Origin of the sequence: Streptomyces sp. VNUA24, from assembly GCF_029167005.1 — a bacterium.
GTDB classification, from domain to species: domain Bacteria; phylum Actinomycetota; class Actinomycetes; order Streptomycetales; family Streptomycetaceae; genus Streptomyces; species Streptomyces scabiei.
In genome coordinates this window covers 5,090,480-5,114,628 of sequence record NZ_CP119143.1, presented here as the reverse complement: position 1 = coordinate 5,114,628, position 24,149 = coordinate 5,090,480, and the positions used below count along the sequence as shown (strand labels likewise).

Annotated in this window: 17 protein-coding genes; 16 read left to right on the top strand and 1 reads right to left on the bottom strand. The window is 73.1% G+C overall.

What is annotated here, in order from left to right; genetic code table 11:
• The first annotated feature begins 45 nt into the window (after positions 1–45).
• The 6 genes from PYR72_RS21705 to PYR72_RS21680 all read left to right on the top strand — a co-directional run bounded on the left by PYR72_RS21705 (position 46) and on the right by PYR72_RS21680 (position 4,235).
• Entirely contained in the window at positions 46–1,284 is a 1,239-nt protein-coding gene (locus PYR72_RS21705) for a TadA family conjugal transfer-associated ATPase (protein ID WP_275456848.1), read from the top strand.
• Complete coding sequence (locus PYR72_RS21700) at positions 1,278–2,138, top strand: type II secretion system F family protein (RefSeq protein WP_275456847.1); 861 nt, start codon at positions 1,278–1,280, stop codon at positions 2,136–2,138. The genes PYR72_RS21705 and PYR72_RS21700 overlap by 7 nt, the downstream gene beginning before the upstream one ends.
• On the top strand, positions 2,135–2,923 hold the full coding sequence (locus PYR72_RS21695) for a type II secretion system F family protein (RefSeq protein ID WP_275456846.1): 789 nt from the start codon (positions 2,135–2,137) through the stop codon (positions 2,921–2,923). Before PYR72_RS21700 ends, PYR72_RS21695 begins: the two co-directional genes overlap by 4 nt.
• Before the next feature lie 256 nt (positions 2,924–3,179).
• Positions 3,180–3,353, top strand: coding sequence for a DUF4244 domain-containing protein (locus PYR72_RS21690; RefSeq protein ID WP_275460481.1), 174 nt, complete (start codon positions 3,180–3,182; stop codon positions 3,351–3,353).
• A complete protein-coding gene (locus PYR72_RS21685) occupies positions 3,340–3,756 on the top strand; it encodes a TadE family type IV pilus minor pilin (protein WP_275456845.1) in 417 nt (138 codons plus the stop codon). Before PYR72_RS21690 ends, PYR72_RS21685 begins: the two co-directional genes overlap by 14 nt.
• A 95-nt stretch (positions 3,757–3,851) precedes the next feature.
• On the top strand, positions 3,852–4,235 hold the full coding sequence (locus PYR72_RS21680; protein ID WP_275456844.1) for an Rv3654c family TadE-like protein: 384 nt from the start codon (positions 3,852–3,854) through the stop codon (positions 4,233–4,235).
• Between the two features lie 256 nt (positions 4,236–4,491).
• On the opposite strand, the gene PYR72_RS21675 is transcribed toward PYR72_RS21680, so the two are convergent.
• The gene (locus PYR72_RS21675) at positions 4,492–6,966 is read right to left on the bottom strand and encodes a DEAD/DEAH box helicase (RefSeq protein ID WP_275456843.1); all 2,475 of its coding nucleotides are present in this window, start codon (positions 6,964–6,966) and stop codon (positions 4,492–4,494) included.
• Positions 6,967–7,049: 83 nt separating this feature from the next.
• On the opposite strand from PYR72_RS21675, the gene bldG reads away from it, so the two are divergent.
• From bldG to PYR72_RS21625, 10 genes are all read left to right on the top strand, one after another.
• Positions 7,050–7,391, top strand: coding sequence for an anti-sigma factor antagonist BldG (bldG, locus tag PYR72_RS21670; RefSeq protein WP_005475923.1), 342 nt, complete (start codon positions 7,050–7,052; stop codon positions 7,389–7,391).
• Positions 7,392–7,497: 106 nt separating this feature from the next.
• Positions 7,498–7,932: an ATP-binding protein gene (locus PYR72_RS21665; protein ID WP_275456842.1), complete on the top strand. Its 435-nt coding sequence runs from the start codon at positions 7,498–7,500 to the stop codon at positions 7,930–7,932.
• 350 nt (positions 7,933–8,282) lie between these two features.
• A complete protein-coding gene (locus PYR72_RS21660) occupies positions 8,283–10,688 on the top strand; it encodes a sodium-translocating pyrophosphatase (protein WP_275456841.1) in 2,406 nt (801 codons plus the stop codon).
• A gap of 242 nt (positions 10,689–10,930) precedes the next feature.
• The gene (locus PYR72_RS21655) at positions 10,931–11,542 is read left to right on the top strand and encodes a small secreted protein (RefSeq protein WP_275456840.1); all 612 of its coding nucleotides are present in this window, start codon (positions 10,931–10,933) and stop codon (positions 11,540–11,542) included.
• Between the two features lie 141 nt (positions 11,543–11,683).
• Entirely contained in the window at positions 11,684–13,216 is a 1,533-nt protein-coding gene (locus PYR72_RS21650) for a class I SAM-dependent methyltransferase (RefSeq protein ID WP_275456839.1), read from the top strand.
• Between the two features lie 322 nt (positions 13,217–13,538).
• The gene (locus tag PYR72_RS21645) at positions 13,539–15,800 is read left to right on the top strand and encodes a protein kinase (protein ID WP_275456838.1); all 2,262 of its coding nucleotides are present in this window, start codon (positions 13,539–13,541) and stop codon (positions 15,798–15,800) included.
• A 98-nt stretch (positions 15,801–15,898) separates the two neighbouring features.
• Entirely contained in the window at positions 15,899–16,096 is a 198-nt protein-coding gene (locus PYR72_RS21640; RefSeq protein WP_275456837.1) for a hypothetical protein, read from the top strand.
• A gap of 309 nt (positions 16,097–16,405) precedes the next feature.
• Positions 16,406–19,252 carry a type I DNA topoisomerase gene (topA, locus tag PYR72_RS21635; RefSeq protein WP_275456836.1) on the top strand — a complete coding sequence of 949 codons (2,847 nt, stop codon included), beginning with the start codon at positions 16,406–16,408 and terminating at the stop codon, positions 19,250–19,252.
• Between the two features lie 212 nt (positions 19,253–19,464).
• Positions 19,465–22,794, top strand: a complete 3,330-nt coding sequence (gene tmk / locus PYR72_RS21630) for a dTMP kinase (protein ID WP_275456835.1) — start codon at positions 19,465–19,467, stop codon at positions 22,792–22,794.
• Between the two features lie 125 nt (positions 22,795–22,919).
• Positions 22,920–24,125, top strand: coding sequence for a DNA polymerase III subunit delta' (locus PYR72_RS21625; protein WP_275456834.1), 1,206 nt, complete (start codon positions 22,920–22,922; stop codon positions 24,123–24,125).
• Positions 24,126–24,149 lie beyond the last annotated feature (24 nt).

Here is a 24,149-nt window from a genome sequence, read left to right as displayed (position 1 = left end):
GGGGCCCGCGACGTGCCCCCGGTCGCCGGTCGGAGGTGCGGGCGAATGAGCGGGATGCCCGACGACAGCCTGCTGGACGGGGTGCGTCAGTGGCTCGTCGAGAGCGGTGCCGAGCCGACACCGGCGCGGGTCGCGCAGGCGCTGCGGGAACGGGGACGTGTCCTCGGGGACGCCGAGGTGCTCGGAGCGGCGGAGCGGCTGCGGTCGGAGCTGGTGGGGAGCGGACCGCTGGAACCGCTGCTCGCCGACGCGTCGGTCACCGACGTACTGGTGTCGGCGCCGGACCGGGTGTGGGTGGACCGGGGCGGCGGCCTGGAACTGACCGGGATCTCCTTCCCGGACGCGGCCGCCGTACGACGGCTCGCGCAGCGCCTGGCAGCCGTCGCCGGACGCCGGCTGGACGACGCCCGGCCGTGGGTGGACGCCCGGCTCCCGGACGGCACCCGGCTCCACGCGGTGCTCCCACCGGTGGCCGTCGGATCGACGTGCCTCTCCCTGAGAGTCGTCCGGCCCCGCGCCTTCACCCTCGCCGAACTGGTGACGGCGGGCACGGTGCCGCCCGGCGGCGACCGCGTCCTGCGGGCGCTGATCCGCTCCCGGTTGTCGTACGTCATCAGCGGCGGGACGGGCACCGGGAAGACCACGCTCCTGAGTGCGCTGCTCGGCCTGGTCGACCCCGGCGAGCGGATCGTGCTGGCAGAGGACTCGGCGGAGCTGCGGCCCGACCATCCGCATGTGGTGCGGCTGGAGGGCAGACCGGCCAACCAGGAGGGTGTCGGACTCGTCGAACTGCGGGATCTGGTGCGCCAGGCACTGCGGATGCGCCCGGACCGCCTGGTGGTCGGCGAGGTGCGGGGCGATGAAGTCGTCGCGTTGCTCGCCGCCTTGAACACCGGCCACGAGGGCGGCTGCGGGACGCTCCACGCCAATGCCGCCGGCCAGGTGCCGGCCCGGCTGGAGGCGCTCGGCACGGCCGCCGGGCTCGACCGGGCGGCGCTGCACAGCCAGTTGGCGGCCGCGCTGTCGGTGGTCCTGCACCTCGTACGGGACCGGGGCGGGCGACGGCGGATCGCCGAGGTGCATGTGCTGGAGCGGGACGGGTCGGGGCTGGTGAGGACCGTGCCGGCGCTCCGCTGGGGCGAGGAGGCGTTCGTGTACGAGCGGGGCTGGGAGCGGCTGCGGGGGCTGATCGGGGAGGGGCTGCGCGGCGCGGGTGGCGGGGTCCCGGACGGGCTGGAGGGTCCGGACAGGTCGAACGGGCTGGAGAGGAAAGGGCAGTGGTGACGGGGGTCGGGGAGATGACGGTCGGGGCGGTGGCCGTGGCCTGTGCGGGGGCGGCGGGCTGGATGTCGGACGGGACACGCGGCGCCGGGGTGCGCAGGGCGCGGCTGCTGCTGCCGGGAGGCGGACCGGTGGGGCCACCGCCCTGGGCCCGGGTGACCGCCCGGGCGCGGCGGCTGGGAGCCGAGTGGTGGGCCCCGGCGGCCGGACTGGTGATCGCGGTCCTGGGAGCCTCGGTGCTGCCGGTCCTCGCGGGGGCGGCGGCCGTGCCGGTGCTGAGGCGGGCGCGGCGGGCGGCGGAGGAGAGCAGGGCCCGGCAGCGGCGGGGCGACGCGGTGCTCGCGCTGTGCTCGGCGGTCGCCGGTGAGGTACGGGCCGGGCGGCAACCGGGTGCGGCGCTGTCCCGGGCCGCGCGGGACTCCGGAGGGCTGGGGGATGCCGGGGCGGCTGTACTGGCGGCGGCTCGGTTCGGCGGTGACGTGCCGGGTGCCCTGGCGCACGCGGCACGGCAGCCGGGCGCCGAGGGGCTGCTGGGACTCGCCGCGTGCTGGCGGGTGGCCGTCGACCGGGGTGCGGGCCTCGCCGCCGGGCTCGACCGGCTGGAGGGTGCCCTGCGCGCCGAGCGGGACCAGCGGGCCGACCTGCGAGCCCAGTTGGCCGGCGCCCGCTCGACGGCGGTGATGCTCGCCGGGCTCCCGGTCCTGGGGCTTCTGCTCGGCAGCGCGCTCGGCGCCGATCCCCTGCACGTGCTGCTGCACAGTCCTGCCGGGCTGGGCTGTCTGTTCGTCGGGGCCGTGCTGGAGGGCGCGGGTCTGTGGTGGGCGCTGCGGATCGTGCGGGGAGCTGAGGCGGCGTGAACGGTGAGGTCGTCCACAGGCTGGGGATGGTGGCCTGCGGGGTCGGTGGACTGTGGTGGCTGGCCCGGTCGCTCGGCACCGCGCGGCGTGAGCGGAGGCTGCGGGCTCGGTTTGCGGCCGTGCTGACCCCCGCCGCCGGTCCGCCCCGGCGGAGCCGCGTCCCCCGGGACGCGGTGCGGCGGTGGCTGCCGGTCGGCGGGGCGGTCTGCGCGGGGTGGGTGCTCGTCGGAGGCGTCCTGGGGCTGGTGGCGGGCCCTGCCGCCGGAGTCGGGGCCTGGCTCTGGCTGCGGAGGGCGCGACGCGAGGGCGCCGATGCGGGCCAGGCGTACGACGCCGCGGAGGTATCCCGCCAACTGCCTCTCGCCGCCGACCTGCTGGCCGCCTGCATCACGGCCGGAGCGAGTCCCGTGGTCGCCGCCCGGGCGGTGGGGGAAGCCCTGGGCGGGCCGGTGGGCGAGAGCCTGGCGAAGGGCTCGGCGGAGGTGCGGCTGGGGGGTGAACCGGCCGAGGCCTGGCGTGGGTTGGCGTCCCTGCCCGGCGCCGGGGCGCTGGCACGACTGCTGGAACGCGCAGACGAGTCCGGTGTACCGGCCGCGTCACCTGTCGCCCGCCTCGCCGCCGAGGCCCGTGCGGATCGGGGCCGTTCGGCGACGGAGCGGGCCCGCCGTGCCGCCGTGATGATCACCGCGCCGGTCGGGCTGTGCTTCCTGCCGGCCTTCATCACCGTGGGAGTGCTGCCCGTGGTCATGGGGCTCGCGGACGGGCTGTTGGGAGGTGGTGCCTGAAGCCGGCCGCCTGGTCGGCGGCGACGGCGATCAGTGGTGCTCGGGTGATCGCGTGATCGATAGGGATCAGCGGTGTCGTGTGGCCGTCGGTGGCCATCGGCAGCAAGACAACGAAACCTCACGGGGGTTGAAAGTGAACAGTTCGTCGAAGTCGTCGAAGTCGTCGAAGTCGCTGAAGTCGTCGCGGGCGTCGAAGGCGTTGGGGTCTGTCCGGGCGGCGGCGGAGGTGGTCCGCGCGTGGCTCGTGTGTGCCGTGATGTGCCGGGTGCGGGCGGCGCGGAGGGACGCGGGAATGGTGACCTCCGAGTACGCGGTCGGGATCATCGCGGCGGTGGCCTTCGCCGCGGTGCTCTACAAGGTGGTGACCAGTGGGCAGGTCCAGGAGGAGCTGCAGCAGATCGTCGGGCGGGCCCTCGATGGCGGGGCCTGAGCGGCGCGCCAGGCGGGGGCGCGGCGGGGCGCTGGGCGGCGACGGCGGGTTCGTGACGGCCGAGGCGGCCATGGTCCTGCCCGGGATGGTGCTGGTCGCGACGGCGCTCGTGTGGGGCCTGTTCGCCGCCTGCGCGCAGATCCAGGTCGTGGACGCCGCCCGGGCCGGCGCGCGGGCGGCAGCCCGGCAGGACCCGTCGGCCACGGTCGTGGCGACCGCCCGGCACACGGCGCCGGACGGGGCGGAGGTGACCGTGAGCCGGGAGGGTGACCTCGTCCGGGTCGTGGTCTCGGCCCCGGTGCCGGGGCCGGACGGGCTGGGCATCGACGTGAGCCATGCGGCTGTGGCGCTGGCGGAGGAGACGGTGGGGGCGGTCGGCGGGGAGGGGGTGGGGGCCGGGTGAGCACGTCCTCGTGGCTCTACGGGCGGTCGCGGACCGCCCGGCCGGACCGACCGATCAGGTCAGGCTGTCCGGCCAGGTCAGGCTGTCCGGCCAGGTTGGCCAGGTCGGTCCGGTCGGAGAGGGGATCCGCGACCGTCTGGGCGGTCGGTGCGATCGCGGCGCTGTGTGCCGTGTTCGGTGCCGTACTCCTGCTGGGGCAGGCCGTGGTGATCCGGCATCAGGCGGCCGCGGCGGCCGACCTCGCGGCGCTCGCCGCCGCCGATCACTGGATGAAGGGCAGCGCGGGGGCCTGTGCGACGGCGCGGCGGGTGGCGAGGGCGCAGGGCGGCAGGCTCGTGCGGTGCGAGGTCGAGGGGGAGATCTCGGACGTCACCGCGGTCTCGGACCTGGGGCCCCTCACCGCCGAGGCCAGGGCCAGGGCGGGCCCACCGGTCGCACCCGGCTCACCGGTCCCATCGGACCCGAGAGCCTCGGGGTAGGACTGGAGGGCCTCTGGAGAGCCGCTGAAGGGCCGTACAGGCCACCGCGCAGGGCACGACCGGGAAACTGTGCGGTCACCCACACGGCGGCGGCCTGCGGGCCCCGCCTTGGCCCCGAGTCGTCGGATGCCGCGACCCACCCGGAGTGCCACCCCGACCCGGGACCCCGACCCGGGACCCCGACCCGGGACCCCGACCCGGGACCCCGACCCGGGACCCAGGCCCGGGACGGCGACCCGGGACCCCGCCCGGCGCCTCAGGGCGTTCGGCCCGCCGGGGGAGTGTCGGGGGCTGCGCGGAGCAGTTCGGTCAGCAGGCGTACGGCGCCTCGTTTGTGGAGCGGATCGTTGCCGTTGCCGCACTTGGGGGACTGGATGCAGGACGGGCAGCCGGCGTCGCACTCGCACGAGGCGATGGCCTGTCGGGTGGCGGTGAGCCAGGCGCGTGCGGTGTGGAAGGCGCGCTCGGCGAAGCCCGCGCCGCCCGGGTGGCCGTCGTAGACGAAGACGGTCGGCAGCAGGGTGTCCGGGTGGAGAGGGACGGAGACGCCGCCGATGTCCCAGCGGTCGCAGGTCGCGAAGAGGGGCAGCATGCCGATCGAGGCGTGTTCGGCGGCGTGGAGGGCGCCGCCGAGGATCTCGGGACCGATGCGGGCCGCGTCCAGCTGGTCCTCGGTGACGGTCCACCAGACCGCGCGGGTGCGCAGCGTACGGGGAGGGAGGTCGAGCTTGGACTCGCCGAGCACCTCACCGGTGATGAGGCGTCGACGGAGGAAGGAGACGACCTGGTTGGTGACTTCGACGGAGCCGTAGCACAAGCGGCCGTCGCCCCAGGGGACTTCGGTGTCGGTCTCCAGGACGGAGATGGCGGTGGTGTCGCGGGCGACGGTCGAGTAGGGCGGGTCGGCCTGTTCGACGAGGGCGACGGAGTCGTCCAGGTCCAGTTCGCGCACCAGGTACGTGCGGCCCTGGTGCAGGTGGACCGCGCCCTCGTGCACGGTGGTGTGGGCGGCGCCCGCGTCGACCGTGCCGAGGAGCCGGCCGGTGCCGGTCTCGACGACCTGGACGGGGCGGCCGCCCTGGCCCCGGATGTCGGCGAGGTCGGCGGCCCGCTCGCGGCGGGTCCAGTGCCAGGCCTTGGCGCGGCGGCGGAGCAGTTTCGCGGCCTCCAGTTGCGGCAGCAGTTCCTCGCAGGCCGGTCCGAACAGGGGGAGGTCCTCGTCCGTGAGGGGCAGTTCCGCGGCGGCGGCGCAGAGATGGGGGGCGAGGACGTAGGGGTTGTCGGGGTCGAGGACGGTCGATTCCACCGGTTGGTCGAACAGGGCCTCGGGATGATGGACCAGGAAGGTGTCCAGCGGGTCGTCGCGGGCGACGAGGACGGCGAGGGCGCCCTGGCCGGCGCGTCCGGCGCGTCCGGCCTGCTGCCACAGGGAGGCGCGGGTGCCCGGGTAGCCGGCGATGAGGACGGCGTCCAGGCCGGAGATGTCGATGCCGAGTTCGAGGGCGGTGGTGGCGGCGAGGCCGAGGAGTTCGCCGGAGTGAAGGGCGCGTTCGAGGGCGCGGCGTTCCTCGGGGAGGTAGCCGCCGCGATAGGCGGCGACACGCCGGGCCAGGGAGCGGTCGACCTCGGCGAGGCGTTCCTGGGCGATCACGGAGATCAGCTCGGCGCCGCGCCGGGAGCGGACGAAGGCGACCGAGCGGACGCCCTGCACGACCAGGTCGGTCAGCAGGTCGGCCGTCTCCGCGGTCGCCGTGCGCCGCACCGGCGCGCCCTTCTCGCCGTGGAGTTCCGTGAGCGGGGGCTCCCACAGGGCGAACACCAGTTCACCACGAGGTGAGGCGTCGTCCGCGACCTCGGTGACCGGGAGACCGGTGAGGCGGCGGGCGGCGACCGAGGGCTCGGCGGCGGTGGCGGAGGCCAGCAGGAAGACGGGCTCGGCGCCGTAACGGGCGCACAGCCGCCGCAGGCGGCGCAGGACGTGGGCGACGTGGGAGCCGAAGACGCCCCGGTAGGTGTGGCACTCGTCGATGACGACGTACTTCAGGGCGCGCAGGAAGGAGGACCAGCGGGGGTGGGACGGGAGGATGCCGCGATGGAGCATGTCGGGGTTGGTGAGGACGTAGTTGGCGTACTGGCGCACCCACTCGCGTTCCTCGACGGGGGTGTCGCCGTCGTACACGGCGGGGCGGACAGCGTTTCCCAGAGGTTGTGAAAATTCTTTCACCGAGCGCCGCTGATCAGCCGCGAGGGCCTTGGTGGGGGCCAGGTAGAGCGCCGTCGCGCCGCGGCCGTTGGGGGCCTCGGAGCCGTCCAGGAGGCGGGACAGGACCGGGACGAGGTAGGCCAGCGACTTGCCCGAGGCGGTGCCGGTGGCGACGACGACCGACTCGCCGTCCAGCGCGTGCTCGGCCACGCGTGCCTGGTGGGCCCAGGGATGTTCGATTCCGGCGGCCTGGACGGCGGCGAGCACTTCCGGCCGGATCCGGTCGGGCCAGACGGCATGGCGGCCCGCACGTGGGGGCACATGCTCCGTATGAGTGATGCGCGAAGCCCGGCTCGGCCCCGAGGCGAGCCGGTCCAGGACCGTGCCCGGCGAGGGGCTGGAAGCGGTGTCCGTCGGGGATCGATCGGATCGGTGATTCTTGGCCATCGGCATCGAGTGTGTCACCGGCGTGACGGACAATGGAGCCAAGGCGTCGTGCACGCCTGCCGGTAAGTGATTGAATGCCATCGCGGCTGGCGAACCGTCCCGGGGGCTTTCAAGCCGAGGTGTCCCGAGGGGCGAACGCTCGATAGCAAGGTGCTGGAGGATCCGTGGACCTGTCCCTGTCGACCCGTACTGTCGGCGATCGTACGGTCGTCGAGGTCGGTGGCGAAATCGACGTTTATACCGCGCCCAAGCTGCGTGAGCAGCTGGTCGAGCTGGTCAACGACGGGAGTTTCCACCTCGTCGTCGACATGGAGGGCGTCGACTTCCTCGACTCCACCGGGCTCGGCGTGCTGGTGGGCGGCCTGAAGCGCGTACGGGCCCATGAGGGCTCGCTGCGGCTGGTGTGCAACCAGGAGCGGATTTTGAAGATCTTCCGCATCACCGGTCTGACCAAGGTGTTCCCGATTCACACCTCGGTCGACGAAGCGGTGGCGGCCACCGACTGATCGCGCCCGCCCGGGCCGACGCCCGGTACGGCAAGAGACAAGTGAGGGGGACCGGGCCCGTGGGCCCGGCCCTCCGACCGCACGCCCGTAGTTCCGAGGGGGATGCATGGCCACCGTTGAACTCCGCTTCAGCGCGCTGCCCGAGCACGTCAGGACCGCCCGACTGGTGGCGGCAGCGGTGGCGCGCAGGGCCGGAGTGGACGAGGCCGTTCTCGACGAGGTCAGGCTGGCCGTCGGCGAGGCGTGCACCCGTGCCGTCGGACTGCACCAGAGCGGCGGTATCTCGGCGCCGGTGCAGGTGTCGCTGATCGAGGAGGAGAAGCAGTTCTCCATCGAGGTCGGGGACGAGGCACCGCACGCCGTGCCCGGTGACAAGTCGTCGGGCGCCGGTGGTGACGCGGACGCCGACATCGAGGAGGACGACATGGGCCTCGCGGTGATCAGCGGTCTCGTCGACGACGTCGAGGTCTCGGCGGGGGAGCACGGCGGACTGATCCGCATGACCTGGCCGACGACACCGTCGGTCGCCGTCCTGCCCTGATCGTTCCTCCGATCGCTCCGACCGCTCCGACCGCTCTGATCTTCTCAACTTCAAGTAATACCGCGAGGGCCCTGCTGAGCAGGGCCCTTCGCGTTTTTCCGGCTTTTATTCCGATCACCGTTCATCGGAACACCGGAATTCGTGAAGGAATTCACGATCATTCACGCGATAATTGATCAAGCGTCAATGCCTTTGAGGCGTTACTTCTTTCGAGTAGCGTGGTCGCACGCGGATCATTTGCTGGCGGGCATGTGAAGACCAATTCCGCTTGCCGCGCACTGTTTTGATCAGGATCTCCTCCCTACAATCCGTCCACATCTTGAGCTCAGCCCAAGCGTCAAGGAGGACGAATGGCGGGGCTTTCTACCCCTCAAAGGTTTGACCAGACCACGGACTTCGCAGCCGCGGTACTGACCGACGACAACCGGATCATCGTTCTGGTGATCGGCTTCGTCGCCCTGGCCGCGCTCGCCGTCGCCGGGGTCCTGGTACGCCAGGTGCTCGCGGCGGGCGAGGGCACCGACAGCATGAAGAAGATCGCGACGGCGATCCAGGAAGGCGCCAACGCCTATCTGGCACGGCAGTTGCGCACGCTCGGTGTATTCGCCGTCGTCGTGTTCTTCCTGCTGATGCTGCTGCCCGCGGACGACTGGAATCAGCGCGCCGGACGCTCGGTCTTCTTCTTGATCGGCGCGGCGTTCTCGGCGGCCACCGGCTATATCGGTATGTGGCTCGCCGTGCGCAGCAATGTGCGCGTCGCGGCGGCGGCCCGGGAAGCGACACCGGCGGAAGGCGAACCGGAAAAGGATCTCACCGCCGTCTCGCACAAGGCGATGAAGATCGCATTTCGCACCGGCGGCGTCGTCGGGATGTTCACCGTGGGCCTCGGGCTCCTCGGAGCGGCCTCCGTGGTCCTCGTGTACGCGGCCGACGCGCCCAAGGTGCTGGAGGGCTTCGGTCTCGGGGCCGCGCTCATCGCCATGTTCATGCGTGTCGGCGGCGGCATCTTCACCAAGGCCGCCGACGTCGGCGCCGACCTGGTCGGCAAGGTCGAGCAGGGCATTCCGGAGGACGACCCGCGCAATGCCGCGACCATCGCCGACAACGTGGGCGACAACGTCGGCGACTGCGCGGGCATGGCGGCCGACCTCTTCGAGTCGTACGCCGTGACGCTCGTCGCCGCGCTGATCCTCGGCAAGGCCGCGTTCGGCGACTCCGGGCTCGCGTTCCCGCTGATCGTTCCCGCGATCGGCGTGCTCACCGCGATGGTCGGCATCTTCGCGGTGGCACCCCGCCGCAGCGACCGCAGCGGAATGTCGGCCATCAACCGCGGCTTCTTCATCTCCGCGGTGATCTCGCTGGTCCTCGTCGCCGCCGCCGTCTATGCCTACCTGCCGTCCTCGTACGCCGACCTCGAAGGCGTCACGGACACGGCGATCGCCGGCCACGACGGCGATCCGCGGGTCCTCGCGGTCCTCGCGGTGGCCATCGGCATCGTGCTGGCCGCGCTGATCCAGCAGCTGACCGGCTACTTCACCGAGACCACCCGGCGTCCCGTGAAGGACATCGGCAAGAGTTCGCTGACCGGCGCGGCCACCGTCGTCCTCGCCGGTATCTCCATCGGACTCGAATCGGCCGTCTACACGGCGCTGTTGATCGGTCTCGGCGTCTACGGGGCGTTCCTGCTCGGCGGTACGTCGATCATGCTCGCGCTGTTCGCGGTGGCGCTGGCCGGCACCGGCCTGCTGACCACGGTCGGCGTGATCGTCGCCATGGACACCTTCGGGCCGGTCTCGGACAACGCGCAGGGCATCGCCGAGATGTCCGGTGACGTCGAGGGCGCGGGCGCGCAGGTGCTCACCGACCTGGACGCCGTCGGCAACACCACCAAGGCCATCACCAAGGGCATCGCCATCGCCACGGCCGTCCTCGCGGCCGCCGCGCTGTTCGGCTCGTACCGCGACGCGATCCTCACGGCCGCGAACGACGTCGGCGAGAAGGTCACGGGCGAAGGCGCGCCCATGAACCTGATGATGGACATCTCGCAGCCCAACAACCTGGTCGGGCTCGTCGCGGGCGCCGCGGTCGTCTTCCTCTTCTCGGGGCTGGCGATCAACGCGGTCGCGCGGTCGGCCGGTTCGGTGGTCTACGAGGTGCGGCGGCAGTTCCGCGAGCGGCCTGGGATCATGGACTACACCGAGCAGCCGCAGTACGGCCGGGTCGTCGACATCTGCACCAAGGACGCCCTGCGCGAGCTGGCCACGCCCGGTCTGCTCGCCGTCATGGCGCCCATCGCGATCGGATTCACGCTCGGCGTCGGGGCGCTGGGCGCGTATCTCGCGGGTGCGATCGGCACGGGCACGCTGATGGCGGTGTTCCTCGCCAACTCCGGTGGTGCGTGGGACAACGCCAAGAAGCTCGTCGAGGACGGCCACCACGGCGGCAAGGGCAGCGAGGCGCACGCCGCGACCGTCATCGGTGACACCGTGGGCGACCCGTTCAAGGACACGGCGGGACCGGCCATCAACCCGCTGCTGAAGGTGATGAACCTCGTCGCGCTGCTCATCGCGCCCGCGGTCGTCCAGTTCAGCTACGGCGAGGACAAGAGCGTCGCGCTGCGCGTCGCCATCGCGGTGGTCTCGATCGCCGTGATCGTCGGGGCGGTGTACGTGTCCAAGCGGCGCGGGATCGCCGTGGGCGACGAGGGCAACGCCGAGCGGGTGGCCAATTCGGCGGACCCGGCGGTGGTTTCGTAGACGGCCCCGGCCCGGTTCCCTGACCGGGCGCCGGGCCGAGGGCCGGACCGGACCTGCGAGGGCCCAGCTCAAAGGGCGGGCGGGCGACGTGCGTTGACACGTCGCCCGCCCGCTTGCGTTCATGCCGCCCGTTCTCCGTGAGCCTTCTCTCTCTTGGTGCAAATGGCTACAAAAGGGTGTACTGGGGGTGCTCGGCACACAGCTGCCACCCATGTGGCGTGTATGTTCCGGGGCCGAGAGCCATGGAAGGGACCGATCCGGTGAACAAGAAGCTCGCTGCCGCACTGTCCGGCGGTGCGGTACTGGTACTGGCGCTGTCCGGCTGCAGCAGCGACGACGAGACGAACGACAAGCTGAACTCCTGGGCCAAGCAGGTCTGTGACTCCATGCAGCCGCAGATCAGGAAGATCGCGGCGGCCAACGCCTCGATCCAGAAGGAGACCTCGGACGACAGCGCTCCGGCGGACGTCCAGAAGGCCGACTCGCAGGGCTTCCAGGACATCTCCGACGCGTACAAGGCGATGGCCACGGCCATTCAGCGGGCCGGGGCGCCCGACGTCGAGGACGGTGCGAAGAAGCAGAAGGCCGCTGTCGCCGAGCTGAACCAGCTGTCCGCGGCCTACGGCGAGCTGAAGAAGAAGTCGGACGCGCTGAACACCAAGGACCAGGCGAAGTTCGCCGACGGCCTCGAAGGGGTCGCCACCGAGCTGGAGAAGCTCAGCAAGACCGGGAGCGACGCGCTCAAGGAGCTGGAGCAGGGCGAGGTGGGCCAGGCGATGGCCGAGCAGCAGAGCTGCAAGTCCGCCACCGCCCCCGGGGTCCCGTCCGTACCGGCCACATCGAGCCAGGGCTGAGCGGGGTCCGCCGCGGCCGCGGCGGACCGTCCGAGGCTGAGCGGCCGAGGCCGTGCGTCGGTGCGGCCGTGCGTCGGCGCGGTCGTCGGCGCGGTCGTGGGCAGCCGGGCGGCGCCGCGCCGCGCGACTACGCTGGGCGGTGTGAGTGACTCCAGCCTGTCTTCCCTGCCCTCCACCGACCGGTCCGATGTCGCCGCGCGGCTTCGGAAGGCGCTGATCGGTGCCGAATTCACCGCCGACGGGCTTCTCGAACTGCTCGGCGCCTCCGCGTACGCGGCCCTGGCGCGCAGTGAGGTCGTGCCGGCGCTCAGGGCGACGCGCGGGGACACCGCGCTGGCGGCGCTCGTCCGTCTGTTCCTGCTGCAACAGGCGGTTCCCCGCGCCCGGGTGGAGGCCGTGCTGCCGCTCGACGCGTGCGTCGAGAGCGGCTGGCTCGTTCCCGCCGGTGCGGACGGCGACGAGATCGCCGCTGCCGTCGACGTACGCCCGTACGGCGGGCCCGACGGCGAGGACTGGTTCATCGTGTCCGACCTGGGGTGCGCGGTCGGCGGGGCCGGAGGGATCGGAAGCCGGGACGAGGGTGTGGTGCTGGGGGTCGGCGGCGCGTCCACGACCCTGGCCGGGATCACCGTGCGGACGCCCGTCGGCTCCGCGCTCGACCTCGGGACCGGCTCCGGCATCCAGGCCCTGCACGCCACGCGGCACGCCACGCGCGTGACCGCCACCGATCTCAACCCGCGCGCGCTGCACATCACGGCGCTCACGCTGGCGCTCTCCGGTGTGCCGGCGGCCGATCTGCGCCAGGGCTCGCTCTTCGAGCCGGTCCGGGCCGACGAGACGTACGACCTCGTCGTGTCCAACCCGCCGTTCGTGATCTCACCGGGTGCGCGGCTGACCTACCGCGACGGCGGGATGGGCGGGGACGACCTGTGCCGCACGCTCGTCGCGCAGTCGGGGGAGCGCCTGAACGAGGGCGGGTTCGCGCAGTTCCTCGCCAACTGGCAGCACGTGGAGGGGGAGGACTGGCAGGAGCGGCTCCGGTCGTGGGTGCCGCGCGGGTGCGACGCGTGGATCGTGCAGCGGGAGGTCCAGGACGTCACGCAGTACGCGGAGTTGTGGCTGCGGGACGCGGGGGACCACCGCGGTGACGTGGCCGAGTACCGGGCGCGGTACGACGCGTGGCTCGACGAGTTCGAGGCGCGGAAGGTCAAGGGCGTCGGGTTCGGGTGGATCACGCTGCGGAAGGCGGCGGCCGCGGACTCCGCCCCCTCGATCACCATCGAGGAGTGGCCGCATCCGGTCGAACAACCGCTCGGTGAGGCGGTGCGGCAGCACTTCGCGCGCGTCGACTACCTGCGGTCGCACGACGACGCGGCGCTCCTCGCCGCACACTTCCGGCTGACCACCGAGGTCGTCCAGGAGCAGGTCGGGCTGCCCGGCGCCGAGGACCCCGAACACGTGGTGCTGCGTCAGAACCGGGGCATGCGCCGGGCCACGAAGGTGGACACGGTCGGCGCGGGATTCGCCGGTGTGTGCGACGGCACGCTCAGCGCGGGACGGATTCTGGACGCCATCGCCCAGCTCGTCGGCGAGGACGCGGTGGCGCTGCGCGACCGGACGCCCGGTCAGATCCGGCTCCTCGTCGAACAGGGGTTCCTCGAACCGGTCGGGTGAGCTGTCTGCCGTGTGCCGCTTGGGACCTGCCGCCTGCCGTTCGCGGCCTGCCGCCAGGTCCGCTTGTCGCCATCGCGCCGCGTCCGCGCGCCCGGTGACGTTTTCCGGACCGTCCGGTGACCGTACCGGTACCCCGCGCTGCGCTTCCCTTCCTGTGGCCTCTGGGGCGTATGGGCATTCCTGGAGCGCATGTACTCCTTGTGTCTGGATTGATACGCAAAAGGGCTCCTGTCAGTGGTGCGTGCGAAGCTATTTTCAAGAGACGGATTCGACGTGTCCTCGGGGGAGGCACGCACTGTCTCTGGGGGAGCGGGGGGTCGCGATGGCTGGGGAGCCGGAGCAGGGCCAGGGCAGGATCATCAACAACCGGTACCGGCTGCTGCGCACGCTGGGCGCGGGCGGCATGGGCCGGGTCTGGCTCGCGTACGACGAGGAGCTGGCCTGCGAGGTCTCCATGAAGGAGATCTCCCTGCCCGACGTCCCGCTCGACGCGACCGAGCCCGCCCAGCGCATCGCACGGGCCCGCAGCGAGGCCCGGCACGCCGCGCGGCTGCGCGGACACCCGCATGTGGCGACGGTCCACGACGTGGTGCTGCACGAGGGCCTGCCGTGGATCGTCATGGAGTACGTGCCGGACGCGATCGACCTCCAGGCGGTCGTACGCCGGCGGGGGCCGCTCGCACCCGAGCAGGTCGCCCGGATCGGGCTCGCCGTCCTCGACGCCCTCACCGCGGGCCACCGGATCGGCATCCTGCACCGCGATGTCAAACCGGCCAACATCCTGCTGGCCGCCGACGCCTCGGGCGACCTCTACGCCCGTGTGCTGCTCACCGACTACGGCATCGCCCTCCAGCCCGAGTCGCGCGAGCCACGGCTCACCGCGACCGCCGGCATCCTCGGCACCCCCGGATACCTGGCGCCGGAGCGCGCGCGGGGCGAGCCGCCCACCCCGGCCGCCGACCTGTTCTCGCTCGGCGCCACGCTGTACGCGGCGGTGGAGGGCCGCGGCCCCTTCGACCGGCACGGCGAGTACGCGACGCTCACGGCCCTGCTCGGGGAGGAGCCGACACCGCCCGCCCGCGCCGGTGAACTCGCCTCCGTCCTGCACGGACTGCTCATCAAGGACCCGGTGCGCCGGCTGTCGCCGGAGGCAGCGGCACGCGGACTGCAGCGGGTGGCCGGCACGGGCGGTGAACCGGCCACGCCGGGCTGGGGAGCCACCCCCGCGTCCGCGCCCGGCGCCTTCGGCCCGGCCCCCGGCACCCCCGCCACCCCGGGTACGCCCGGCGGACACGGCGCCGCCGGTGCGCCCCCGGGGTACGTGGCGAGCGCGCCGCCCGGATACGTCGCCGCCGGTCAGCACGGCCTCGGCGGCACCCCGAACACGCCCGGCGCACCTCATTCGCCGTACACCCCGAACACGCCCGGCGGACCCCAGTCGCCGTACACCCCGAACACACCGGGCGCTCCCCACACGCCGTACGCGCCGCAGACTCCCGGAGCCCCGCACACCCCCGGCGCGTCACCCGCCGCGCCGAACACCCCGCACACCCCGGCGGGCGGCCCGGGGGCGTACGACCCGTGGCAGCAGGGGCAGCAGCCGCGCGGTCCGTACGGCGGCTACAACCCGTACGGGGGAGGCGCGGCCGGGAACGCGGGGTTCCCGACCCTCACGGCCGGGGGACCGCCGCCCGGTGGGCCCCGGCGCGGGACGCCCGCGGCGGCGATCGTCGGGATCGTGGTCGCCGTGCTGCTGGTGGCGGGCGGCGGGACCTGGGCCGCGGTCCACTTCTCGGGCGATCAGGACACCGGACGCTCCGACACGTCCAAGGAGCGCGAGCCGCAGCCGGGCTCGGAGTACCCCTACGGCGAGCAGGCCGCCCTCAAGAAGCCGCTGGAGGTGGGGGACTGCGTGAAGGCGGTCTGGACGGGCACGGCGTTCGACTCGGTGCCCGACCTCGGCGTGGTCGACTGCGCCGAGGACTGGCCGGACGGCCAGGTCGTGGCGGTGGAGCGGGCGTCGGACCACGCCGACGCGAAGGCCGGCGGCGCGCGGCGCTGTGCCGCCCAGGCGGACACGATCGCCGAGGCCCTGCCCGACGCGGGGGTCTACGCGCTCGTCCCCTCGAAGGAGGGCTTCACCACGGCCAAGGGCGGTACGGCGTGCCTCGTCCTCGGCAAGCACGTCCCGATCGGCGGCGAGGTGGGCCGGCTCAGGGACGTGGGCATGAACCTGTGGCCCACGCAGATGGCCGTCGGCGACTGCTGGGACTACACCACCAGGGAGGACGACGAGGGGTACGACGCCCCGCTGACCGATTGTGCCGAAGCGCACACCGACCAGGTCGTCGGCTCGGTCCAGGCGCCCGCCAACATGACCTTCGACGGCGCCCTCGCCGAAGGCGGAAAGCTGTGCACCAACAGGTTCGAGTCGAGTTGGGCGCCCGGGACCGAGCTCATCGTGTCCGGCTGGGTGTCCGACAAGGAGGAATGGAAGAAGGGCTTCAGCAAGGTGGTGTGCACGGTGCGCAACGCCGACGTGTCGAAGACGACCGGGAAGATACGCACACCCGGCTCGGTCTGAGGGACGGTACGCCTCGCGTTCACCTCGGGTTCGCGCGCCCGCCGCCCGTCCGTGCCAGCCTCCCGTCCCGGGGTGGTCGAGGGGTGGGAGGACGGGACATGGAGAGCGGACCGGCGATCTTCGTGGGAGTGGTGTTCGCCCTGTTCGGGGGCGCGCTGCTGCTGTGGACGGTGTCGCGGCTGCGCCGGGGTGAGCCGGTCGCGCAAGGGGTGCGCCCGGCACTGTCGGCGTCGCTCGCGAGCGGCACGGCGGTCACCGCCCTCGTGCTCGGCGCGTGGTGCCTCACCCGCGTCTGAGAAGGGCCGGGCAGCCGGGGCCGACGGGCGTGCGGGGTAACCGAGATGTGACGCTCCGCATACTCCCCGAACGGGTCGCCGCACACGCCGGGCGGCAGGAATGGCGGTAGTCGGGTTACCGTTCGAGTGGCCGTTGCGGGCTTTTCCCGTTTGACACGGGGGCGGGATGTACCGTCACACTCCGCAGCGTCAGCATGACCCGACCCCCGGGCCGGCCGCCGAGCCCCGTGCGCGGCTACGGCCTCCGGGGGTGCCGCCCCGGGACGCCAGCCTGGGGAGACCCAGCGTCGACCGGAGAGAAGAGCGAAGTTGTCCCCGACCAGCGAGACCGCGAAGGGCGGCCGCCGACTCGTCATCGTCGAGTCGCCTGCCAAGGCGAAGACGATCAAGGGCTATCTCGGCCCCGGCTACATCGTCGAGGCGAGCGTGGGGCACATCCGCGACCTTCCCAACGGCGCCGCGGAGGTGCCCGAGCAGTACACCGGCGAGGTGCGCCGCCTCGGCGTGGACGTCGAGCACGACTTCGCACCCGTCTACGTGGTCAACGCCGACAAGAAGGCGCAGGTCAGGAAGCTCAAGGATCTCCTGAAGGAGTCCGACGAACTCTTCCTCGCCACCGATGAGGACCGCGAGGGCGAGGCCATCGCCTGGCACCTCCAGGAGGTGCTCAAGCCCAAGGTCCCGGTCAAGCGGATGGTCTTCCACGAGATCACCAAGGCCGCGATCCAGGCCGCCGTCGCCAACCCGCGCGAGCTGAACCAGCGCCTCGTCGACGCCCAGGAGACCCGCCGCATCCTCGACCGTCTCTACGGCTACGAGGTCTCGCCCGTCCTGTGGAAGAAGGTCATGCCGCGGCTGTCGGCGGGCCGTGTCCAGTCCGTGGCGACCCGGCTCGTCGTCGAGCGGGAGCGCGAGCGCATCGCGTTCCGCTCCGCCGAGTACTGGGACCTGACCGGCACCTTCGCCACCGGCCGCGCCGGTGACGCCTCCGACCCGGCGTCCCTGGTCGCCCGGCTGCAGTCCGTGGACGGCCGCCGGGTCGCCCAGGGCCGCGACTTCGACTCGGTCGGGCAGCTCAAGGGCGCGAACGTCCTCCACCTGGACGAGGCGAACGCGCGTGCGCTGGCCGCCGCCCTGGAGAACACCCGATTCTCGGTCCGGTCCGTCGAGTCCAAGCCGTACCGCCGCTCGCCGTACGCCCCCTTCCGCACGACGACGCTGCAGCAGGAGGCCTCGCGCAAGCTGGGCTTCGGGGCGAAGGCGACGATGCAGGTGGCGCAGAAGCTGTACGAGAACGGCTTCATCACCTATATGCGTACGGACTCCACGACCCTCAGCGACACCGCCGTGGCCGCCGCCCGTGCCCAGGTCACCCAGCTGTACGGCGCCGACTACCTGCCGGCGCAGCCGCGGACGTACGCCGGGAAGGTCAAGAACGCGCAGGAGGCGCACGAGGCGATCCGGCCCTCGGGCGATCGTTTCCGTACGCCCGCCGAGACCGGTCTGACCGGCGACCAGTTCAAGCTCTACGAGCTGATCTGGAAGCGGACCGTCGCCTCCCAGATGAAGGACGCGACCGGCAACAGCGTCACCGTCAAGATCGGCGGCACCGCCTCCGACGGCCGGGACGCCGAGTTCAGCGCCTCCGGCAAGACGATCACGTTCCACGGCTTCCTCAAGGCCTACGTCGAGGGCGCCGACGACCCCAACGCCGAACTCGACGACCGCGAGCGCCGGCTGCCCCAGGTCGCCGAGGGCGACGCGCTGTCCGCCGAGGAGATCACGGTCGACGGGCACGCCACCAAGCCCCCGGCCCGCTACACCGAGGCGTCGCTGGTCAAGGAGCTCGAAGAGCGCGAGATCGGCCGCCCGTCGACGTACGCGTCGATCATCGGCACCATCCTCGACCGGGGCTATGTCTTCAAGAAGGGCACGGCCCTGGTGCCGTCCTTCCTGAGCTTCGCCGTGGTCAACCTGCTGGAGAAGCACTTCGGGCGGCTCGTCGACTACGACTTCACCGCCAAGATGGAGGACGACCTCGACCGCATCGCGCGCGGCGAGGCCCAGGCCGTGCCGTGGCTGAAGCGGTTCTACTTCGGCGAGGGCACGGGCCCCGACGGCACGGCGGCCGAGGCCGGCAACGGCGACGGCGACCACCTCGGCGGACTGAAGGAACTGGTCACCGACCTGGGCGCGATCGACGCCCGCGAGGTGTCGTCGTTCCCCGTCGGCGACGGCATCGTGCTGCGCGTCGGGCGCTACGGCCCGTACATCGAGCGTGGTGAGAAGGACGCCGAAGGGCATCAGCGGGCCGACGTGCCCGAGGACATGGCCCCCGACGAGCTGAGCGTCGAACTCGCCGAGGAACTGCTCGCCAAGCCGAGCGGCGACTTCGAGCTGGGCGCCGACCCCGCGACGGGCCACCAGATCATCGCCCGCGACGGACGCTACGGCCCGTACGTCACCGAGGTGCTCCCCGAGGGCACCCCGAAGACCGGCAAGAACGCGGTCAAGCCGCGCACGGCCTCGCTGTTCAAGTCGATGTCGCTGGACACGGTCACCCTCGCCGACGCGCTGAAGCTGATGTCGCTGCCGCGCGTGGTCGGCACCGACGCCGAGGGCCAGGAGATCACCGCGCAGAACGGCCGGTACGGGCCGTATCTGAAGAAGGGCACGGACTCGCGCTCGCTGCAGACCGAGGACCAGCTCTTCACGATCACCCTCGACGAGGCGCTGGCGATCTACGCCCAGCCCAAGCAGCGCGGGCGGGCCGCCGCCAAGCCGCCGCTGAAGGAACTGGGCGAGGACCCGGTCAGCGCGAAGCCGGTCGTGGTGAAGGACGGCCGCTTCGGGCCGTACGTCACCGACGGCGAGACCAACGCGACGCTGCGGTCCGGGGACAGCGTGGAGACGATCACGCCCGAGCGCGGGTACGAACTGCTCGCGGAGAAGCGGGCGAAGGGCCCCGCCAAGAAGACGGCCAAGAAGGCGCCGGCGAAGAAGACGGCGACGAAGACCGCCGCGAAGAAGGCCGCGCCGGCGAAGAAGACCGCCGCCGCGAAGAAGACGACGGCTTCGAAGACGACGGCCTCGAAGACGGCCGCGGCGAAGAAGGCGGCCGCCAAGAAGGCGCCGTCGGCCGGGGAGAACGCCTAGTCGCTCGGGGGTGCGGGTGCGTTCGCGGCTGCGGGCGGAGTGTGGCTCGCCGCGCGGTTCCCCGCGCCCCTCAGGGGCGGCTCCGGTGCGCCGGTGGCTGAATCTTCACCCCGCGGGTGCTGAACCCGCACCCTTTGCGCGACTTGGTGTCGACGTGTGCGTGCGTTCGGGCGCTGCTTCTGGGTGTCGGTGCGTGCCGATAGGCTGAAAGCATGATGCGAGCCGAGCAGCCTACGGCCCACGACCCGGCCTCCGATGACGCCCTGGCAGCCGACTCCAGGGAGCGCGCCGTACGGGCGCTGCTGCGTCGGCCGCAGCTGAAACGGTTGTGGGGCGCACAGCTCGTGGGCGGGGTCGGCGATGTCCTCGCCCTGTTCGTGCTGGTGCTCCTGGCCTTCCAGGCGTCGATCGCCGAGGGGTCCTTCGGCGGCGGATACCGGGGCGTCGCGCTCACGGTGGCCGCCGTCTTCGGTACGCGCGCCCTCGCGACCCTGCTCTTCGGGGCCGTACTCCTCGGCCCGCTCACCTCGCTGACCGCGCAGGAGGGCCCCCTCGACCGCCGCTGGACCATGGTCGGCGCGGACGGGGTGCGGATCCTGCTGCTGATCGTCGCCCCCCTGTGGATCGACTGGACGCCGGACAACGCGCCGGCCGTGCTGCTGGTCACCGCGTTCGTGGTCGGGGTCGCCGAGCGGTTCTGGACGGTCTGCCGGGAGAGCGCGGCGCCCGCGCTGCTGCCCGCGCCGCCGCTGGAGGGCGCGACCGTACGGCCGCTGCCGGACCACATGGACGCGCTGCGGCGCCTGGCACTGCGCACGACGTTCGTCGCCGTGCCTCTCGCGGCCGTCGTCCTCGTCGTCGCGTCGCTGCTCAACAACCTGCTGGGCGCGGGGCTCGACTGGTTCGCGCAGCACCAGGCCGCGCTCGCCTCGTACGTCGCCGCCGGGCTGTTCGCCGCCTCGCTGTCGCTGGTGACATTCCTCGAACTGCCCAGGACCCGCACCCCGCGCGCGCGGTCGCCGCTGGAGGGGCTGCGTCGGCCCCGGACCGGCACCGGTGTGGACAAGGGCCGTACGGGCGCGATCCCGCTCCTGGTGCCGGCCTGCGGCGCGGTCGCCGCTGCGATCGCGGCCGTCGTCGCCGTCGCCGTGCTGCACGCCAAGGACCTGGGCGGCGGGCCGGTGCTGTTCGGGCTGTTCGTCGCCGCGGTGACCGGTGGTGTGGGCGTCGGGATCCGGCGGGCGCCGTCCGTGCTGCCCTCGTTGTCCCGGCGCCGGCTGCTCGCCCTCGCGATCGCCTTCACCGGTGTCGCCCTGCTCGCTGCGGGGCTGACGCCGGACGTCACCAGCGTGGTGCTGATCCTGGGGCTGGCCGGCCTCGGCGCGGGCATCGCCGCCAACACCGGCCACACCCTGCTCGACCAGGAGGCCGAGGACTTCCGGCGGGCGCGGACCACCGAGCATCTGCACGCCGTCGTACGGGTGTTCGTGGCGGTGGCGGCGCTCGTGGCGCCGCTGGTCGCCGCGGCCATCGGACCACACCGGCTGGAGAGCGGGAAGTTCGTGTTCGCGCACGGAGGTGCGGCGTTCACACTGATGCTGGTGGGGGCGCTGCTGCTGCCGGTGGCCGCACTCGTACTGGCGAAGGTCGACGACCGGTCCGGGGTGCCGCTGCGGCAGGATCTGCGGGACGCGCTGCTGAAGGGCGACGATCCCGTGCAGGCACCCGCGGCCTCGGGGTTCTTCATCGCCTTGGAGGGCGGTGACGGGGCCGGGAAGTCCACCCAGGTCGAGGCGCTCGCCGAGTGGGTCCGGGCCAAGGGGCACGAGGTCGTGGTGACACGGGAGCCGGGGGCCACCCCGGTGGGCAAGCGGCTGCGGTCGATCCTGCTGGACGTGTCGAGCGCCGGGCTGTCGCACCGGGCCGAGGCGCTGCTCTACGCGGCCGACCGCGCCGAGCACGTGGACACGGTGGTGCGGCCCGCGCTGGAGCGGGGCGCCGTCGTCATCTCCGACCGGTACATCGACTCGTCCGTGGCGTACCAGGGGGCCGGGCGCGACCTCTCGCCCACCGAGATCGCCCGGATCTCGCGGTGGGCGACCGACGGGCTCGTACCGCATCTGACCGTGCTGCTGGACGTGTCGCCCGAGGCGGCGCGCGAGCGCTTCACCGAGGCGCCGGACCGGCTGGAGTCGGAACCGGCGGAGTTCCACGAGCGGGTGCGCGCCGGGTTCCTGACGCTGGCCGCCGCGGACGCCGGACGGTACCTGGTGGTCGACGCCGCGCAGGACCCGGAGGCCGTGACGACCGTGGTCCGGGCGCGGCTCGATGTGATGCTGCCGCTGTCGGAGGCCGAGGTGAGGGCGCAGGAGGAGGCCCGGCGCAAGGCCGAGGAGGAAGCGCGGCGCAAGGCCGAGGAGGAGGCCGCGCGCAAGGCCGAGGAGGAGCGGCTGGAGCGGGAGCGCCAGGAGGAACTGGCGCGGCTGCGGGCCGAGGAGGAGGAGCGCAAGCGGCGCGAGCTGGAGGAGGCTCAGCGCCGCGAGGCGGAGCGGCAGGCGGAGGAGGCCCGGCAGCGGGCCGAGGAGGCGCGCCGCCGTGCCGAGGAGGAGCAGGCGCGGCTCCTCGCGGAGGAGAAGGCCCGTGCCGCGGAGGAGGAACGGCGGCGGGTCGAGGAGGAACGGTGTCGCAAGCAGGCCGCGGAGGAGCAGCGGCTGCGGGCGGAGGCGGAAGCGCTCCGTCTGGAGAAGCAGCGGAAGGCCGAGGAGGCGCTGCTCCGCGCCGAGGAGGCACGGCGGGTGGCCGCCGCGGCGGAGGCCGAGCGGGCCGCACGCGCCGAGGCCGAACGGGTCGCGGCGGAGCGGGCCGAGGCGGAGCGCGCGGCCGAGGCCGACCGGGAGGCCAGGGCCGAGGCGGAGCGGGCCGCGGCTGCCCGGCGGGCCGCGGCGGCCGAGCGGGGCGCGGGGCGCGAGCCGGCCGACGGGGGTTCCGGCTCGGGCTCCGGCAGGGGTTCCGGGAGCGACGACGCGGTCACGGTGGCCACGCCGCTCGTGACGCCGACGAACGCGTCGGGCGGGCCCGCGGACGAGACGGCGGTGCTGCCTCCGGTGCGGGAGGACGGGCCGGGTCCGGCCGGTTCGCCGGGGGCGTCCGGGTCTTCGCGTGCGGCGGACTCCGAGACGACGGCGAAGCTGCCCAAGCCGCCGGTACCGCCCTCGGGGGCGGCCGCGGAGGACGAGACCGCGGTGCTGCCGCCGGTACCGCCGGGCGCGGCGGACGAGACGGCGGTGCTGCCTCCGGTGCGCGACGACCGGGTGCCGCAGGGGTACTTCCGGGACGAGCGGCCCGCGCCCGACGGGGCGGAGGGGCGCACGCGCGAGCTTCCGCAGGTCGACGAGCAGGGGACGCCACGGCGTCGCCCCCGCTCGGACTGGGCCGAGGAGACGCCGCTGGACGATCTGCCCACGCTGGCGGACGAACTGCTCGGGTCGCACGACGAGGACGACACCGACGAGGGGCGGGGCTGGCGGCGCCGACGCCGGTGAGCCGGGCCGCCGACGGGCACCGGGCGGCGGAGGCCGCTGAGGGGTGAGCGGTGCCGGGTCGGGTTGTCGGTGGGGTCGCGCACAATGGGGCGCGGAGCGGTGTCGTAGACGGAGGGCGGTGGGTCATGGCCGTGTGGGACGACCTGGTGGGGCAGGAGCGGCTGAGCGCGCAGCTGGACGCCGCCGCCCGGGACGCGGACGCGATCGTCACGGCGGCGTCGACGGGCGCGCCGCCTCCGGAGGCGTCGAAGATGACGCACGCGTGGCTGTTCACCGGGCCCCCGGGCTCCGGCCGGACGACGGCGGCGCGGGCGTTCGCGGCGGCGCTGCAGTGCGTGAGCCCGGACCGGGCTCTCGGGGGGAGCCCCGGCTGCGGTTTCTGCGACGGATGCCATACGGCACTGGTGGGGACCCACGCCGATGTCAGCACCGTGGCGGCGGTCGGCACGCAGATCCTGGCCGACGACATGCGGGACACGGTGCGGAAGTCGTACACCTCGCCGGCGAACGGGCGCTGGCAGGTGATCCTCGTCGAGGACGCCGAGCGGCTGAACGAGAAGTCGGCGAACGCGGTGCTCAAGGCCGTGGAGGAACCCGCCCCCCGGACGGTGTGGATGCTGTGCGCGCCCTCGCTGGAGGACGTGCTGCCGACCATTCGCTCCCGCTGCCGGCACGTCGGACTGCTCACCCCGTCGGTGGACGCGGTGGCGGACATGCTCGTCCGGCGGGAGGGCATCGAGCCGGAGGCGGCCGCGGTGGCCGCCCGGGCCACCCAGGGGCACATCGAACGGGCCCGGCGGCTGGCCACGGACCCGAGGGCGAGGGAGCGCCGGGCCGCCGTGCTGAAGCTGCCCCTGCGGGTCGAGGACATCGGAGGGTGCCTCAAGGCCGCTCAGGAGCTAGTGGACGCCGCGTCGGAGGAGTCCAAGCAGCTGGCCGAGGAGGTCGACACCAAGGAGACCGAGGAGCTGAAGGCGGCGCTCGGTGCCGCGCAGGGCGGACGTATGCCGCGCGGTACGGCGGGGGTGATGAAGGACCTGGAGGACAAGCAGAAGCGGCGGCGTACGCGGGCGCAGCGGGACAGCCTGGATCTCGCGCTGACCGAGCTGACCGGGTTCTACCGGGACGTGCTGGCCCTGCAGCTGGGGTCGCGGGTCGCGCTCGCCAACGTCGAGGTGCGGGACAGCCTGGAGCGGATGGCGCGGGGCGGCCCACCGGAGGCGACGCTGCGGCGGATCGACGCGATCGCGGCCTGCCGGGAGGCACTGGAGAGGAACGTGTCGCCGCTGCTCGCCGTGGAGGCGATGACGATGGCGCTGCGGGCCGGGTGACGACGGACGGTGCGGCGGGCCCGG

Excerpts from the sequence above, each read along its gene's own strand:
- PYR72_RS21705 (WP_275456848.1), top strand. The coding sequence starts at position 46 with ATGAGCGGGATGCCCGACGACAGCCTGCTGGACGGGGTGCGTCAGTGG.
- PYR72_RS21690 (WP_275460481.1), top strand. The coding sequence starts at position 3,180 with ATGTGCCGGGTGCGGGCGGCGCGGAGGGACGCGGGAATGGTGACCTCC.
- PYR72_RS21685 (WP_275456845.1), top strand. The coding sequence starts at position 3,340 with ATGGCGGGGCCTGAGCGGCGCGCCAGGCGGGGGCGCGGCGGGGCGCTG.
- PYR72_RS21675 (WP_275456843.1), bottom strand. The coding sequence starts at position 6,966 with ATGGCATTCAATCACTTACCGGCAGGCGTGCACGACGCCTTGGCTCCA.
- PYR72_RS21665 (WP_275456842.1), top strand. The coding sequence starts at position 7,498 with ATGGCCACCGTTGAACTCCGCTTCAGCGCGCTGCCCGAGCACGTCAGG.
- PYR72_RS21660 (WP_275456841.1), top strand. The coding sequence starts at position 8,283 with ATGGCGGGGCTTTCTACCCCTCAAAGGTTTGACCAGACCACGGACTTC.
- PYR72_RS21655 (WP_275456840.1), top strand. The coding sequence starts at position 10,931 with ATGGAAGGGACCGATCCGGTGAACAAGAAGCTCGCTGCCGCACTGTCC.
- PYR72_RS21645 (WP_275456838.1), top strand. The coding sequence starts at position 13,539 with ATGGCTGGGGAGCCGGAGCAGGGCCAGGGCAGGATCATCAACAACCGG.
- PYR72_RS21640 (WP_275456837.1), top strand. The coding sequence starts at position 15,899 with ATGGAGAGCGGACCGGCGATCTTCGTGGGAGTGGTGTTCGCCCTGTTC.
- tmk (WP_275456835.1), top strand. The coding sequence starts at position 19,465 with ATGATGCGAGCCGAGCAGCCTACGGCCCACGACCCGGCCTCCGATGAC.
- PYR72_RS21625 (WP_275456834.1), top strand. The coding sequence starts at position 22,920 with ATGGCCGTGTGGGACGACCTGGTGGGGCAGGAGCGGCTGAGCGCGCAG.